This window comes from Mangrovibacter plantisponsor (assembly GCF_003182475.1).
Classification (GTDB): domain Bacteria; phylum Pseudomonadota; class Gammaproteobacteria; order Enterobacterales; family Enterobacteriaceae; genus Mangrovibacter; species Mangrovibacter plantisponsor.
Window position 1 is genome coordinate 25,425 of the sequence record NZ_QGTS01000010.1, and the last position, 16,857, is coordinate 42,281.

At 51.6% G+C, this 16,857-nt stretch carries 13 protein-coding genes and 1 tRNA gene; all 14 read right to left on the reverse strand.

Features of this window, described 5'->3' with window-relative positions:
- Window positions 1-7: 7 nt before the first annotated feature.
- Window positions 8-811, reverse strand: a complete 804-nt coding sequence (bcsQ, locus tag DES37_RS16425) for a cellulose biosynthesis protein BcsQ (protein WP_036107139.1) — start codon at window positions 809-811, stop codon at window positions 8-10.
- Window positions 802-1,554 (reverse strand): cellulose biosynthesis protein BcsO, encoded by a 753-nt coding sequence (gene bcsO / locus DES37_RS16430; RefSeq protein ID WP_110026846.1) that lies wholly within the window; start codon window positions 1,552-1,554, stop codon window positions 802-804. The genes bcsQ and bcsO overlap by 10 nt, the downstream gene beginning before the upstream one ends.
- Before the next feature lie 745 nt (window positions 1,555-2,299).
- On the reverse strand, window positions 2,300-3,307 hold the full coding sequence (dppF, locus tag DES37_RS16435; RefSeq protein WP_036107133.1) for a dipeptide ABC transporter ATP-binding subunit DppF: 1,008 nt from the start codon (window positions 3,305-3,307) through the stop codon (window positions 2,300-2,302).
- Window positions 3,304-4,287 (reverse strand): dipeptide ABC transporter ATP-binding protein, encoded by a 984-nt coding sequence (gene dppD, locus DES37_RS16440; protein ID WP_036107130.1) that lies wholly within the window; start codon window positions 4,285-4,287, stop codon window positions 3,304-3,306. Before dppD ends, dppF begins: the two co-directional genes overlap by 4 nt.
- 10 nt (window positions 4,288-4,297) lie before the next feature.
- Window positions 4,298-5,200 carry a dipeptide ABC transporter permease DppC gene (gene dppC, locus DES37_RS16445; RefSeq protein WP_110026848.1) on the reverse strand — a complete coding sequence of 301 codons (903 nt, stop codon included), beginning with the start codon at window positions 5,198-5,200 and terminating at the stop codon, window positions 4,298-4,300.
- A gap of 9 nt (window positions 5,201-5,209) precedes the next feature.
- Window positions 5,210-6,229 carry a dipeptide ABC transporter permease DppB gene (gene dppB, locus DES37_RS16450; RefSeq protein WP_036107125.1) on the reverse strand — a complete coding sequence of 340 codons (1,020 nt, stop codon included), beginning with the start codon at window positions 6,227-6,229 and terminating at the stop codon, window positions 5,210-5,212.
- Window positions 6,230-6,554: 325 nt separating this feature from the next.
- The gene (gene dppA, locus DES37_RS16455; protein WP_110026850.1) at window positions 6,555-8,162 is read right to left on the reverse strand and encodes a dipeptide ABC transporter periplasmic-binding protein DppA; all 1,608 of its coding nucleotides are present in this window, start codon (window positions 8,160-8,162) and stop codon (window positions 6,555-6,557) included.
- Window positions 8,163-8,781: 619 nt separating this feature from the next.
- Window positions 8,782-8,858, reverse strand: a tRNA-Pro gene (locus tag DES37_RS16465).
- An 84-nt stretch (window positions 8,859-8,942) separates the two neighbouring features.
- Complete coding sequence (gene eptB / locus DES37_RS16470; protein WP_110026853.1) at window positions 8,943-10,640, reverse strand: kdo(2)-lipid A phosphoethanolamine 7''-transferase; 1,698 nt, start codon at window positions 10,638-10,640, stop codon at window positions 8,943-8,945.
- A gap of 295 nt (window positions 10,641-10,935) precedes the next feature.
- The gene (locus DES37_RS16475; RefSeq protein WP_110026855.1) at window positions 10,936-12,150 is read right to left on the reverse strand and encodes an L-lactate MFS transporter; all 1,215 of its coding nucleotides are present in this window, start codon (window positions 12,148-12,150) and stop codon (window positions 10,936-10,938) included.
- 258 nt (window positions 12,151-12,408) lie between these two features.
- Complete coding sequence (gene eutC, locus DES37_RS16480; RefSeq protein ID WP_036107116.1) at window positions 12,409-13,203, reverse strand: ethanolamine ammonia-lyase subunit EutC; 795 nt, start codon at window positions 13,201-13,203, stop codon at window positions 12,409-12,411.
- Complete coding sequence (locus tag DES37_RS16485; RefSeq protein ID WP_110026857.1) at window positions 13,200-14,588, reverse strand: ethanolamine ammonia-lyase subunit EutB; 1,389 nt, start codon at window positions 14,586-14,588, stop codon at window positions 13,200-13,202. The genes eutC and DES37_RS16485 overlap by 4 nt, the downstream gene beginning before the upstream one ends.
- Window positions 14,589-14,601: 13 nt before the next feature.
- The gene (eat, locus tag DES37_RS16490; protein ID WP_036107110.1) at window positions 14,602-15,978 is read right to left on the reverse strand and encodes an ethanolamine permease; all 1,377 of its coding nucleotides are present in this window, start codon (window positions 15,976-15,978) and stop codon (window positions 14,602-14,604) included.
- A gap of 201 nt (window positions 15,979-16,179) precedes the next feature.
- Window positions 16,180-16,809 (reverse strand): hypothetical protein, encoded by a 630-nt coding sequence (locus tag DES37_RS16495; RefSeq protein ID WP_110026859.1) that lies wholly within the window; start codon window positions 16,807-16,809, stop codon window positions 16,180-16,182.
- Window positions 16,810-16,857 lie beyond the last annotated feature (48 nt).

Sequence of the window (16,857 nt, forward strand, 5' to 3'; positions counted from 1 at the left end):
AGGGTAATTAATAGCCCGATAGTTTGGGGCTGGCATGTACCTCACCATCCCCGACTTTGACACCCAAAATACTGGCGACTTTTTTACTAATGATTTCGATGTCAAACGCCGCTGCCGATGCCGGGCTGAAATCAAAAATCGATTTTTGCGCTGCATGAGCTTCCACAACACTTTCATCACGGTGGACCACACCCAGCAAACGCTCGCCCAACCGCTCTTCCATAAACGCAGTAACATCGCGGCTAATATTGCGGCGAGTATCCACCTGGTTAATTAAAAAATAGTGGCCGGCACGGTGATTAAGAGGCCCGCCAATCATGCGCTGATTCTCAACCTGAGGAAGCAACGACAACGAGGCGGTATCTGCCAGCATGGTGACTAAATTGAGGTCAGCGATAGAGGCAATCGCTTTCAGCGCAGGCCCGGGGCCTGGAGGAAAATCGGCAACAACCACCAGCCCGGGGTAATTCAACAGGGTGCTAAGGCCACGCGCTAAAAAGTGTTCGTCATTCGCCAGACGGTCTTCAAATGCAACGCGTTGCTCTTCTGTACTGTCGCCATAAGGCAGCACAAAAATATTCCCGCCAGTTGTGAGCACATACTGACTCCAGTCGGGGTTTTCCATTGATTTGGCAACATAACCACGCCCGTCAGACAACGGCACACCAAAATGCAGGCGCAGAGCATTTTGTACGTCAAAATCAATAGCCAGAACTTTGATGCCTGAACGTGCCAGGGCATAAGACAAATTCGCTGCTACGGTGGTCTTACCGACACCGCCTTTAGGTGAGCAGACGCAAATTAACGGCATGAGGCGATCCTTTCCAGCAAAGGTTTTAATGGCATTTCTTTAACCGCTGAGCGTGGTGCGTTACCCGCAGAAGACGGAGCAAACAGCTGAGCAAAGTTAATCTTCCCGTCAGAGGAAGGTGGGACAGAAACAGGTTCAGGGTGGCGGGCAGATGGTCGCGTCACCAGAGGTTCAGGCATGGCTTCAGGTGTAGGAACCGGCACATCGCCTGGTGGTGTGGCAGCAAGAGCCGCCATAATGGGGGCGTCAGTTTCCAGCGGTTTCACCGCTTGAGTGCTATTTGGCAGGGGCGCATGGCCCTGTTGTAGCGATTCAGCCGGTCTGCCGGATTCCACCGGAGATGTTGAACTGGCCGGGACTTTTACTGGCACGACTTTGGGCATCATCGCCATTTCTTTCAGCAAAGAAGGTGCGGATTCATCCACCGGACGGGGTGCAGTATTAATCACCTCAGTAGTCCAGGTCACCGGTGGTAATGAATTTGACGGTGTTACTGCAGCACTGGAGCCAGCAGGTACATCAAACGTACCCGGTTTAACTGCATCCGGTGCAGTAACTGATGTATGGCCTGCACCACGAAATGGCGAGCCCTGCGCATCATCACTGTTCCCTTGTGTTAACTGGCTAAAGATTGCGCTGTTTCCCGCACCGAGTCCCTGTTTCTCAGCTGACATATCTTTAAAATCGATAGAACCGGTGTGGGTTTTATCTTTAAACCGCTGCAGATCATCATAGCTGTTCATAGGAGTACTCTAAGTTGCAAGTGTATTCATGTCAGGATAACAACGAAACCTGACATACATATTATGATTATGAGTAAAGCGCAGAGAGGAAATATGCGTAATAACCTGCGTCATTTTGAGCAAGAACGCGCTGTTCAAAATTTGCGCCGATATTTAGCGTTAATATATCGACTCTCACTGTCATCACGCCATCTTTTTTTTAGCACAAAATATACAAATTTTTTATAACTACAAAACTCAAACATTAATGAATTTATCATTGATACTTCACTAAAAAACCAGCCAATAAAACTATTAATTATTTTTTATACAAAATATTAATCTGTTAGCATTTAATGCTGTATACATAAATTTTTACCCAGAGAAATATCTAGAAATATATTTTCTCTATCAATAAAACACCTCAGAGATGGTTCGAGAACAACCTAATTACAACTCAGGCCTCTGACCTACCAATTTTCGTAGGCCGCAATTCAGATAAACCTCAAAGAGGTTTATCTCCAATGAAATTGCCATTAAAAGCACACAACTTGCCATCACCATCATGGCAATACTAACAACCTACTGATAGCTATAGATAGCGGCAGCACAAAATGCCAGGGGAATGGCAACTTTTTTCGTACATGTGAAGTAGCACGCCGGGTGCACATCAGAAAGTGAAGTGAGGAAAGAGAAACCGCAGGGGAAAAGGTACTTCAAGGATAAGCAGGCCACCAGGATGGCGAGCCTGCAGGTAACACACTACTTAAACTGTGTGCGCATTTTCATCCTGGTCAACCGCAAAGCAGGCAACCAGCTGGCCACGGTAATCTTTCAGATGTGGCTGTAACTGTGTGCACTGCCCAAAACGGCGGGTACAACGCGCATTAAACGCACAACCCGGAGGTGGGCTGAGCGGGCTGGGTAGTTCACCCGTCAATTTAATACGCTCTCGCCGGGATTCCGGGTTAAGGCGCGGTGTGGCAGACAGCAATGCCTGGGTGTAAGGGTGCAGCGGGTTGTCAAAAATGGCGTCTTTGCTGCCTTTTTCCACACAACGGCCGAGGTACATCACCATCACTTCATCAGCAATGTGCTCAACCACGGATAGGTCGTGTGAAATAAAGACATAAGACAGCCCCATTTCCTGCTGCAAATCCATCATCAGGTTCAGTACCTGTGCACGCACAGAAACATCCAGTGCAGACACTGGTTCATCGGCAATCACGACATCCGGGTCCAGCATCAGGCCACGGGCAATGGCAATACGCTGGCGCTGCCCACCGGAAAACATATGCGGGTAACGGTCATAATGTTCGGTTTTCAGGCCAACTTTCGCCATCATCGACAGAGCTTTTTCACGCCGTTCCTGCTTTGACAAATCAGTATTGATAAGCAAAGGCTCTTCCAGGATCTGCCCCACTTTCTTACGCGGGTTTAATGACGCGTAAGGGTTCTGGAACACAATCTGAATTTTCTGGCGACGTAACTTCTGCGCATGAGGGTCTGGCTTAAGTAAGTCCTGCCCTTTGTAGAACAACTGCCCGCCAGAAGGCGTTTCTATCATCGTCAGCAGGCGGCCAAGCGTGGATTTCCCACAACCTGATTCGCCAACAATGGCCAGGGTCTTGCCACGTTCCAGTGTGAAGGAGACGCCGTCAAGCGCTTTAACCAGCTGCTCCTGGGCAAACATCCCCTTCTTCACCGGGTAGTGTTTTTTTAAATCGATAGCCTGCAACAAGTGCTGTTGCGTGTCGGCCTCATGGGTACTCATACTGTCGGCCTCCCGGCATCATCAAGGGGATAGTGGCATTTAGACTGACGCCCGTGCTCCAGCGCATGTAACGCAGGCTCTTCAGCCCGGCATTTATCCGTGGCATACGGGCAGCGCGGGTTAAGCAGGCAGCCTTGCGGGCGGTCATATTTGCCGGGAACCACACCCGGGAGCGACTCAAGGCGCGCTTTATCCTGAGCAAATTCAGGTAAGGCGCGTAATAACGCCTGGGTGTATGGGTGACGGGGCGCACGGAAAATATCCTGCGCACTGGCCGCTTCCACCACCTGGCCGGCATACATCACGATGATTTTATGCGCCGCTTCAGCAACCAACGCCAGGTCATGGGTGATAAGCACCAGCGCCATGTTTTCCTGCTGCTGCAATTCCAGAAGCAGTTCAATAATCTGGGCCTGAATGGTCACATCCAGTGCGGTTGTTGGTTCATCCGCAATCAGCAGTTTTGGCCGGCAGGCTATTGCCATGGCTATCATTACACGCTGGCTCATCCCCCCGGAAAGCTGGTGCGGATACACATCCAGACGTGATGCCGGGTCGGGGATCCCCACCTGATCCAGCAGGTCGATTGCCCGCTGGCGGCGGGTTTTTTTATTGCCACCCTGGTGCACTTTAATGGCTTCCATTATCTGGTAGCCAACGGTGTAGCAAGGGTTCAGGCTGGTCATCGGATCCTGGAAGATCATCGCCACTTCAGAGCCCACCAACTGGCGGCGCTCGCGCTCGGAAATTTTCCGTAGGTCGCGGCCATTAAACTCCAGGCTGTCTGCCATTACCCGGCCAGGGAAATCAATCAGGCCCATAATTGCCAGAGAACTGACGGATTTGCCCGAACCGGACTCACCGACAATCCCCACAACTTGCCCCTGGTCCACGCTATAACTAATGCGGTCAACGGCACGGAATGGCGCATCTTCTTCACCGAAGTGCACCGATAAACTGTCTACATTCAATAACGCCATCGGGTGCCTCTTACTGCTTGAGTTTGGGGTCAAGTGCATCACGCAGGCCATCACCCATCAGGTTGAAAGCCAGCACGGCCAGCAAAATCGCCAGCCCCGGGAAGGTCACCACCCACCAGGCGCTTTGTGCAAATTGCAAAACGTCAGCAAGCATGGTGCCCCATTCTGGTGTTGGCGGTTGTGCACCCATACCCAGGAAGCCCAACGCAGCCATATCCAGAATGGCGTTAGAGAAGCCCATAGATGCCTGCACAATCAGCGGAGCCAGGCAGTTAGGGAAAATATTGACGAACATTTGGCGTACCGCGCCGGCACCAGCAACCCGCGAAGCGGTTACATAGTCGCGGTTCACTTCAACCAGCACCGCAGCACGGGTTAAACGCACATAGTGCGGTAACGCGACGAAGGCCAGTGCCATGGAAGCATTGACTATCGAGGGGCCGAAAATCGCCACCAGCACCAGTGCCAACAGCAGACTCGGCAGGGCCAGCATAATATCCACCACACGCATGATGATGGTATCCACCGTGCCGCCGAAATAGCCAGCAACCAGGCCCAGTACAATCCCCATAATCAGAGACAGTACCACTACCATGCAGCCCACCAGCAAGGATAAGCGTGCGCCATACATCAGGCGGGAGAGAATATCGCGGCCCACATCATCGGTGCCCAAAATAAACTTCCAGCTACCACCGTCTTCCCAGACCGGCGGGTGCAACAATGCATCACGGAACTGCATAGCTGGATCATGGGGGGCCACAAAGTTGGCGAACAGCGCTATCAGCAGCATCAGGGTGACGTAAACCAACCCAATTACTGCACCTTTGTTACGTTTAAAGTAGTGCCAGAACTCCTGGAACGGTGTCATTGGCACCGGGGCTGCCACCACGTTGTTTTCAGTTACTTGCGTCATGATAACCCCTTACTTCTTATGCCGGATACGCGGGTTCACCACGCCGTACAACAGGTCGACAACCAGGTTAACCAGAATGATGAGTGTCGCGACCAACAGCACACCGCCCTGCACCACCGGGTAATCCCGTCGTTGCAGTGCTTCAATCAACCAGCGGCCAAGTCCAGGCCAGGAGAAAATGGTTTCAGTCAGGATTGCCCCTGCCAGCAAAGTACCAACCTGCAGACCAATAACAGTGACTACTGGCAGCATGGCATTACGCAAAGCATGGACCACAATCACTCGCAGGCGGCTCAGGCCTTTAGCGCGGGCAGTACGGATATAATCTTCACCCAGCACTTCCAGCATGGCGGAACGGGTCATACGCACAATAACCGCCAGTGGGATGGTACCCAACACAATGGCAGGCAGAACGATATGCGCAAGTGCGTCCAGGAAATCGCCCGGTTCGCCCCAAATCGCGGTATCTATCAACATAAATCCGGTCAGGGGTAACGAGTCATCAAGGAAGACCGTGTCGCCTATACGCCCGGAAACTGGCGTCAGGTTCCAGTGCACCGACACCAGCATAATCAGCATCATCCCCCACCAGAAAATCGGCATGGAATAACCCGTCAGCGCCAGGCCAATGGCGGTATGGTCAAAAATGGAGCCGCGTTTTACCGCTGCCAGTACCCCAACAGGAATACCCACAGCAATAGCAAAAATCATGGCACACACACCCAGTTCCAGAGTGGCCTGGAAACGCGGAACGAATTCTTGCCAGACAGGCAGGCGGCTTTTCAGGGAGATACCTAAATCCCCGTGCAATACGTTCCAAATATAGGTGACATATTGCTGCCAGAGTGGTTTGTTTAACCCTAATTGAGCCAGCAGTTGAGCGTGGCGTTCGGGGGAGATCCCGCGTTCACCCGCCATGATCATCACCGGGTCACCCGGAATCATGTGGACGAAAGCGAAAGTAACAAGGGTTATACCTATAAACGTTGGGATAACCAATCCCAGACGTCGGAGAATGAACTGCAACATTAGCCGGATTCTCTATCATCTTCCGCTACCGGGGGCAGCGAAATGTATTGCTCACAACGTACATCGGTTCTGCCGCAACGGGGAAATCAGCCCACATTACAGACAGCAAGGGTGAGGTACATAATATATGTTCCCTCACCCTGACCCCCTCCCGCCGGGAGAGGGGTGCTGGCAGAACAAGTCCGGTCTTATACCCTTTATATTTCAGTTGGCTGGCGCACACGCGTGTTTGGCCGGCTGAAATATCAGGAATACATCCGGGCCTTTCCGGGAACGGGTGAACAAGCCATTGGCACCCATTACCGCAGAAAGGCACGCGGGTGTATCACTCTAAGGATACGTTCTCGAAGTGGTGTTTGCCCAACGGATCCACCACATAGCCTTTAACTTCTTTGCGCACCGGCTCGAAAACCGTGGAGTGAGCAATAATCAGAGCAGGAGCCTGATCATGCATCACAACCTGAGCCTGCTTGTAGAGTTCCACACGTTTGTTGTGGTCTTCTGTAGCACGTGCTGGCTGGATCAAGTCTTCGAACGGCTTGTAGCACCAACGAGAGTAGTTAGAACCGTCTTTCGCCGCATCACAGCTGAACAGTGTGGCGAAGAAGTTATCCGGATCCCCGTTATCCCCGGTCCAGCCCATCATAACGGTCTGGTGTTCACCGGCTTTGGCACGTTTGAGGTACTCACCCCATTCGTAGGTAACGATTTTGGCTTTCACGCCAATTTTCGCCCAGTCAGCCTGGATCATTTCTGCCATACGGCGGGCATTCGGGTTATACGGGCGCTGAACCGGCATTGCCCACAGATCGATGCTGAAGCCATCCGGCAGACCCGCTTCTTTCAGCAACTCTTTAGCTTTTACCGGATCATACGGATAATCTTTAACCGCATCGTTGTAGCCCCACATGGTTGGCGGGATCAGGTTTTTAGCAGCCTGACCAGCCCCCTGGTAAACCGCTTTGATAATCGCTTCTTTGTTAACAGCCATGGTCAGCGCCTGGCGTACTTTCACGTTATCCAGCGGTTTTTTCTCAACGTTGAAGGACAGATAGCCAACGTTCAGTCCAGGCTGTTCCATCAGGTTGATTTTGGGGTCTTTCTTCATACGCTCCAGATCAGCCGGGTTCGGGTACGGCATAACCTGGCATTCATCTTTCTGCAGTTTTGCGTAACGCACGGAAGCATCCGGCGTAATAGAGAAGACCAGACGATCAATCTGCGGTTTGGTGCCCCAGTAGCCCGGGAACGCTTTATACAGAATACGGGAGTCTTTCTGGTACTGAACCAGTTGGAACGGGCCGGTACCGATTGGGTCCAGGTCCACTTTTTCCGGTGTACCCGCTTTCATCATGTCATCAGCATATTCTTTAGACATAATAGAAGCGAAGTCCATTGCCATATCAGCAAGGAACGGTGCTTCAGGGCGAGCCAGTACGAACTGAACGGTGTAATCATCAACTTTCTTGATGTCAGTGATCAGGTCAGGCAGACCCATACCTTCAAAGTACTCATAGCTGCCGCCAGAGACATTGTGGTAAGGGTTTTTAGGGTTTTTCTGGCGGTCGAAGGAGAAGACAACGTCGTCGGCATTCAGGTCACGAGTCGGTTTGAATTCTTTATTGCTCTGCCATTTAACGCCTTTACGCAAATGGAAGGTATACACTTTCCCGTCAGCGCTTACATCCCACTTTTCAGCGAGGCCCGGGATCACTTCGGTGGTGCCAATCTTAAATTCAACCAGGCGGTTGTAGATGGGCACTGAGCTGGCATCATAGGTAGTACCGGAAGTGAACAGCTGTGGGTTAAAGCCTTCTGGCGAGCCTTCTGAACAGTAAACCAGGGTTTTTGCCTGAACACTTGCTGCAACTGTCAAAGCCACCAGGCTCAGACCAAGCTTCAGCATCCCTGACTTCTTCAAGGAAATACTCATTCTTCTGCTCCAATGTGATATGTGTTGTGTTAAACCGGCGAACCTTTCTTATTTTTTACCCGGTTCGCTCGGGCAAGCCCGTAAAGCTTGATGAGGATGGGGAATCCTTCCACAAGGGCCACTGTCTCGCAGGACAGACTGTCCGTAAATGGCCTCTCACGCCCTACAATCTGTCAACTGATGAGCCAAACGTCAATATACGTAACGGGTATTTACACGGAATGTGAGAAAGTGAAAACAAAGATGAAAAAAAGGAGTTTGTGTTATTTACAGCACATAAATTTATGCTATGACAATAAAACCAAAACAAAAAACCAACAAATGAATCACAAGCAGTGCAATAACCCAATGTGATTTATGACAACTTTTTGGCTGAATGGTGAATATATGAACAAAAAATAGTGCCAACGACAGGCATTTCAGTAAAAAATGCTGTTGTTATCCATAAGACAATAAAAATAACCACGCGGTAAAGATAACAAAACGTGATAGGAAACTGGGGAAAATAAGGCGCTTGAGCGTCGCACTCGGGCAAAGTCGTTATTTAAGAACTTTTCTAAAAGTTGTTAAATGTTCCAGATACAAAAAACCCGCAGTGATATCACTGCGGGTCTGAATTTGGTCGGCGAGAGAGGATTTGAACCTCCGACCCACACGTCCCGAACGTGTTGCGCTACCAGGCTGCGCTACTCGCCGAATGCGGGGCGCATATTACTGCCGGCACTGCATCGCGTCAATCCCTTATTTAAAAAAGACTTCTGATCGCCTGGAAAGCCAGCATCACAAAGTGGGGTCGCTTTTCCCTTTGGTATTTTGCAGTGCGCACCAGTTGCGTGAAGCGTCAATTCCCCCATCCGGGGATGTTATCCCCAGGCACCCCAACACCGAGTCAAATAATTCGGTATGTTTATGCACCACACCTTCTTTGGCCTGTTGCTGCAATTGCCCAAAACGCTGCGCATTTTCTGGCGTCTGCAGGAACTTATCAGAAGCCCAGACCAGTAACGGTACCCGGAATTGTTCTGGCGGTGCAATGTTGCGCGGTGTGCCGTGTAAATGCAGGCTGTCGCTAATCGATTCCCCATGGTCAGCAGCGTAGAACACTATCGCGTTCTTATCACGCACCTGGTCGATAACCGAACTGATAAAACTGTCCACATAGCGTACTGAATTATCATATGCGTTGATCAGTGTTTGCGCCGAACAGTGCTTGTTAACCCCCATACATTCTGGTTGCCAGATGGCGAACTCACGGGGATAACGCTGAACATACGAATAATGCGACCCTTTGGTATGCAGGATAACCAGGTGTTTACCCTGTGCGTGTTGCAACTGCGACCGGACCATTTCATCCACCAGCAACATGTCATCCACAGTTTTGCCCTGATTATGGCCTTCCGCACCAATCTGTTCCCGCCAGGCAATGGTATCGGCCATCGTATTACTGTAGAACCACATTTCGCTTTGCATCGCATACAAATCACTGGAGAACCCCAGTTGTTTCAACACGGCAAAGACGTTTTGCTCCAGTAAGGTTCGCTGTGGGTTATCCATGACACCACCCTTGCCCACAAACATGCAACGTAATGAGAGTTTGGTCGCGGTATCACAGGACTCGCCGCGGAATGCCGCCAGGTTTTTCTCCTGTGCCAGTTTGGGCGTGGTATTCCTTGAGTAACCAAACAGGCCCATATGGTCCCAGCGCGTTGTCTCACCAATGATAAACACCACCTGCACATCGTTCAGGTTCGCTGGTACGTTCCAGTGGTTGCGGGTTGCCGGGTTAATGAGAGAACGGTGATCCAGGGTTTCATCCACCTTAGCCCACACATAGAGCCCCAAAGAAGAAAGCCAGTTTGCCGGTAAATAAGCACTGGTCACCACACCGCCATAACTCGGTAAATCTTCCCGGGAACCTTTTTCGTGGTGTTTCTGAACGTTTCCCAGAAGACGAACAGGCGCCCATACAACCAGTGCAACCAGAAACAACACGCCCAGGTGACGTAAGGCTTCCCGCCGCGTTGACAGTTGCCTTATTAATGAATCCTGCCCCTGGTTACGCCAAATAAACCACAACGGGGGAATGCCGATTAACAGCACCCATAAATAGAAACGCCAGCCCACCACTTCTTTGGTCAGATCGATGTCGGTCGTCATCACAGACGCAATAATGCCGTAGCCAATGGTGATATTCATTACCGCCATGTAGTAACTGGCCGCAACAGAGCAGAGCACCAAAAATGAGCTTAATACCTGCCAGGCACGCCGCCCGCCAAGGGAAAAAAGGCGCAACACAAAGAAACTCGCCAGAACAGTAGCAAACACCTCGGTTGTCAGCGCAAAGGCTTTGAAGAACGGAGTGATATCCATCGACTCATGCAGACGCCGCCAGAATACCGAGCAGTTAAGAAACAACCCAATATACAGCGCAAGAAAGCAACTGAGCTGTACCTGTGTAATACGACGAGAAATCTTCATTCAATAATCCAGACTGGCCATAATCAGCAGTCTGACAGGTGACAGGGGGACGAAGTTCAGCACAAATTAATAAAAACCGGCACGGAAACAGAACCTGCACCACAATATAGGATTGTTCCGCCAGCCGGCGGGGCGTCAGAGGAATAATTGAGGGTTGCCTGGCAGGCAGTCTGGAATACCTGAAAGCGGGTAAACCTGCGCGGCCGGATAAAACAAACGACAACCGGGGAAGAACCGCGGTTGCCGTTGTTTACAGATGCAATCAATTGTATCTGGCTGAATTCAGCTTATCGCATCAGGCGTGGGAATGTGCAGCATCGCCTTCATAAACATCCGCTTTAGGCTGGCGAATGGTTGAAGAGAGCGCCAGAGAAACAATCAACAGTGCGAAAATGACCAGGAAAGTCACATGGAAGCCACCAAACAGCGATGCAATGATGGAACCACAGATACTGCCAATCCCGAAGCCAAGGTAAATCACACCATAATTTTTTGCCAGGTTGTTCAGGCCAAAGAAATCACTTACCAGTGAAGGATAAACGGTGATGGTGCCACCAAAGTTAAAGGCGATACAGGCAATGGCCACAAAGAAAGTCACCGCATTCAGAGGCGCGAACAGCAATGCCGCCATACCCACCAGCGCAATAATCTGGCCGAAAGTAATCACACGGATACGGGTCACTTTATCGGACAGGATCCCCATAACCAGGCGGCCACTCAGGTTAGCAATCGCAATCACCGTAACCGCGTTGGCTGCCGTCATGACATCCAGATGCGCCAGGCTCTGAGCAATATCTTTCGCCACACCAATAACATACAAACCACTCATACAGGCAGTCAGGAACATCAGTGCCAGCATCCAGTACTGTGGTTTGCGCATGGATTCAGCCAGAGTGAAATCACTGTTACTGACACCATTGATACGGTTCACCGCCTGTACCGGTGCGTCTTTCATTAATAAGGCGCCAAACACAATCATGACCAGTGCAATACCACCCCAAATCATGAAGGTCTTATCCAGGCCAAAGGAAGCCAGTAACTGAGAGTCGATAAATTTGAACCCCAGGCTACCCAACCCATAAGCACCAATAGAGAAGGCAGAAATCAGGCCCTTACGTTCCGGGAACCATTTCACACAGTTCGATAACGTCAGCAGGTAACCCGCCCCATCCGCAAGGCCAACCAGCACACCAGCACTCAGCCAGAGCATCAGCAGGTTATTGGAGTGTGCGGTCAGGAACAGCCCCAGCCCTAATAACACCCCGGAAGCGATAGTGACACGGCGGACACCAAAACGTTCCTGGAGCTTACCGGCAACAGAAGAAGCCAGCGCCAGGCCCAGACTTAACAGGCCGAAAGAGAATGCCACCTGGCTGACAGGTTCATTAAGTTTTTCAGAAAGCGGACCATTAAACAGGCTCCAGGTATAAACCGAACCCAGTGCGAACTGAGTCACGATGGTACCCACAAGTGTCAACCAGCGCGTTTGGTTTGAAATTGATGTTTTCATGGCAGATGTCCTGCATTACTGAATAAGGAAAGGTATTTATCTGCCTGTAACCTTACGCTTTGGGAGGAATTTACTGGGTAAAAACGGCATGAAATGCACTGAGTGCGGAATGAAATGCATCTCAGGCGGTATAAACAGCCTTGAAATGCATGAACGACACGTAACACAAACCACCGATGTGAGTGTTTACTATCTCTGTATTACGCGCCATTCCTGTATATTAATTGTGAAAATTGTCTTTGATGCAGATCACGATTTTCACTTCTCGCGTAAAGCGTTAACCTGTGTCAAATGAGGTTTAACACGCCCGTACAAAGCCGGGTTATCACTTTCATCTTTCAGCTTGACCCCCGACAGGCGGCGAATAAATGCCTGCTCCAGTAACCACGCCAGTTTAAAGGCAGCGGCATCCCAGTTAAGCCCTTCCGGGCGCACATTAGAAATACAGTTTCGTTCAGCATCACGCCGCCCCCGGCTGGGTGACCAGGTCATATACACCCCAAGGCTGTCTGGCGAAGACAGGCCCGGACGCTCGCCAATCAACATGGCGACTGCTTTTGCATGTAAGCACTCACCAACATCATCCGCCAGGGCAACACGCGCCTGATGAGCCAAAACCACTGGCCCCAGTGAAATACCCAGTTCAGAAAGATAAGGCAGTAATGCGCGAACCAGTTCACAGGCCTGGCGATGTACCGCCCAGGATGACAGACCGTCTCCCACCACCAGCACCAGATCCGGTGAATCATTACGCAGTTGGGTGAGCTGGTTTCGGCTTTCAAGGCTAAGCTGGCGGCCCAAATCCGGGCGCTGGAGAAAACTGTGCCTGTCAGGCGCGGCACTTTGCACCGTCAGAGTTCTCAACCCTAAACATTCAAGACTTTGAGCCACTTTGTCGCTGTCAAACGGCTGGTGAATCGCATCCCGGGCCTGCGCATGCGCCAGGCCAAATTTCAGCACTTCGCGGGTAGGTAAACTTGCCCCACTGCGCCCCAGCGCAATACGGGCATCGGTAAACTGCGTAAGGGAGCGCCAGGCATCCGGTAATGTCATGCCACTTCTCCTTTAGGTAACGCACTCAGCAGCGGGTGGCTCGCACCGGTCAGGCGTAATTGCCCTGTGCGGTCAATAATCTGCATCCGCTCTAACCAGGCGGCAAACTCTGGTGCATGTTTAAGCCCCAGTAAACGCCGAATATAGAGCGCATCATGGAATGAGGTGCTCTGGTAATTAAGCATAATGTCATCGGCTCCCGGCACCCCTATCAGGAAGGTCAGCCCGGCAGCGGCCAGTAATGTCAGCAGGGTATCCATGTCATCCTGGTCGGCTTCAGCATGGTTGGTGTAGCACACATCGCACCCCAGTGGCAGGCCAAGTAATTTACCGCAAAAATGGTCTTCCAGGCCGGCACGAATAATTTGCTTACCATCGTACAAATATTCCGGGCCGATAAACCCAACCACCGTATTAACCAGCAGGGGTTTAAAGTGGCGGGCCACCGCGTAAGCACGGGCTTCACAGGTTTGCTGATCCACCCCATGATGGGCATCTGCCGACAGGCAACTTCCCTGGCCGGTTTCGAAGTACATCACATTATCGCCCAGCGTACCGCGCTTGAGTGACAGCGCGGCATCACGCGCCTCAGCCAGCATCGCCAGGTCAATACCAAAACCGGTATTCGCCGCCTGCGTACCTGCAACCGACTGAAACACCAGGTCAACCGGCGCACCGCGCTCCATTAACTGCAGAGTGTTGGTCACATGGGTCAGCACACAAGACTGTGTGGGGATCTCGAAACGGCTGATAACATCGTCCAGCATATAATTCAGCCGCTCAAGTACTGGCAGGCTGTCGCTTGCCGGGTTGATCCCCACCACCGCATCGCCACTACCGTACAGCAGGCCATCCAGCATGCTGGCGGCAATACCCTGCAGGTCATCGGTGGGGTGATTCGGTTGCAGGCGCACACTTAAGTGGCCAGGCAAACCAATGGTGTTGCGAAACCGGGTGATGACCTGGCACTTGCTGGCCGCCAGGATCAAATCCTGGTTGCGCATCAGTTTACTGACTGCCGCAGCCATTTCAGGCGTAATACCCGGAGCAACCCGGGTTAACAGCGCATGATCCGTTCCATCTTCCAGTAACCAGTCACGAAATTCCCCTACCGTCAGGTGGCTGATGGGAGCGAACGCCTCCCGATCATGGGTATCCACGATAAGCCGGGTGACTTCATCTTCTTCATAAGGCACCAGCGCCTGGTTCAGAAACGTCGTCAACGGTAAATCCGCCAGCACGAATTTCGCAGCCATGCGCTCTTCCGCACTTGCCGCGGCAACGCCTGCCAGTTGGTCCCCGGAACGCGCCGGGGAAGCCTTAGCCATAACCTCTTTCAGACTGGCGAATGTCCATGTGTTGTGCGCCAGAGTGGTTTTATACATGGGATAACCTTTATTACATCACTGTCAGTTGCGGATCCAGCGCAGCACGGGCACGAGCAGTGGCTGTCATTCGGAACCATACATAACCGGCCAGCATCATTACGGCGAAAATCACCGCCAGTTCAAAATTGTAGTACACCATCGCCACCAGGCAGAGTACCGATACAGCCAGTGCAAATGCCGGAACTACCGGGAATCCCGGTGCTTTGAAGGGGCGTTCCAGCTCAGGTTCCGTGCGACGCAGCCTGAACAGTGCCGCCATCGACGTGATGTACATAACAATCGCACCGAATACAGACATGGTAACGATGCTGGCAGTCAGCGGCATGCCATTAATCGTAATCAGGGAGTCGGAAAATATAGCGGCGATACCAATCACACCACCGGCAAGGATTGCCAGAACAGGTGTTTGTGTACGGCGGTTAACACGCGCCAAAGAAGCCGGCAGGTACCCGGCCCGTGCCAGGGAGAAAATCTGGCGGGAGTACCCCATGATAATGCCATGGAACGAGGCGACCAGGCCGAACAGCCCCAGCCAAACCAGCATATGTAACCAGCCGCTGCTGCCACCTACCTGCAGTTTCATTGCCTGAGGTAATGGGTCATTAATGTTGGATAATGCACGCCAGTCACCCACACCACCAGCAAAGATCATCACGCCTACGGCCAGCACCGTCAACGTGATAATTCCGCCACCCAGTGCGCGAGGAATGGTATGACGTGGATTTTTTGCTTCTTCCGCCGCCATGGATGCACCTTCAATAGCCAGGAAGAACCAAATCGCAAAAGGAATGGCAGCAAACATACCTGAAAGCGCTACGGAAGAGAACGTGTCACTGCCTGCCCAGCCGTGGCTGGCAAAATTGCTCCACTGGAACCCAGGAGCCACCACACCCATAAAGACCAGCAACTCAAAAATTGCCAGCAATGTAACGAACAATTCAAAGGTTGCCGCAATGCCAACGCCCAAAATATTCAGCGCCATAAATACCAGGTAGGCGCCACAGGCTACCCATTTGGGATCCAGTGAAGGGAATTGCACATTCAGGTAGGCACCAATCGCCATCGCAATGGCCGGTGGAGCAAAGACAAACTCGACCAGGGTTGCAAACCCGGCAATAAAACCACCGGTTGGCCCGAAGGCGCGAAAAGCGTAAGCAAACGGCCCACCGGCGTGCGGAATAGCAGTTGTCAGTTCAGTAAAACTAAAAATAAACGCGCAGTACATGGCCGCAATCAACACAGCGACTATCAGGAACCCCAGGGTTCCTGCCGCAGACCAGCCATAACTCCAGCCAAAATATTCACCTGATATCACCAGCCCAACAGCGATGCCCCATAACCGGAAGCTCCCCAGTGAGCGTTTTAATGTTGTCGGTTGTTCAGACATAACGACCTCGCCATAAAATTAATCAAAAATAAACGCAACTGGCGAAGGTGTTGCAAAGTGTGTACCAGGTCTTAAATACCCATAAAGTCACTGAGTTAATCGGGAACAGGCAAGATGCTGAAACGCGGCAAGCAAGAAATGCACTTTTTTAGTGCGCAAGGTTCAGAGGCAAAATAAGGCTGCACCATTTCCGGGCCTGGCTTAAAACGCGACGTCCAGCCCCAGTTGCCATGTGGCCAGGTCATTACCTGGCTGTGTGTTGCCCTGAGACAAACGCGCATAAGCAGCAATATTTTGATTTAATGGAAGATTTGCTCCCATTGAGAAGCCAATTTTCTCATCCTGCTGGCCACTCTGGGCAGTATAGGGTTCAGACCACGAAGATGAACCTGAAATAAGATCAACCTGCGCCCAGGGCTGGATCACACCCCAGGCGTAGTCCAGTCGCCAGCCAATACGGCTCACATTCGACGCCTCAGCAGACGACCCAGACCAGGGTGCACGGTATTGATCCCACCCGGCAACGGGGCCTGTGGCAAAGTTATTGTTTAACGGGAATTGCCAGTGCGTACTCACGGACTGTTCACCGGGCAATGAAGAGTCACGCCACATGACCATATTGCCCATTGGTGCATGAGACGCTTTGATGTGCTGTGCCAGAATAGTGTTGTAATCCACCCGGGCAACGCTCTCCTGTGGGGCAACCGGAACAGTGCTGACATTATCGCTGCGCGTATCCAGCGCCAGTGCCGCCGACGAATAAAACACGCACAACCCACAACAGGCTGCATAACTGACTGCTTTGCCACTGCTAAAGGAGATGCTGTTCATGGTGGACGCCTGCAAATATTCGGTTTTATTTTTTCTTTATCGGTATTT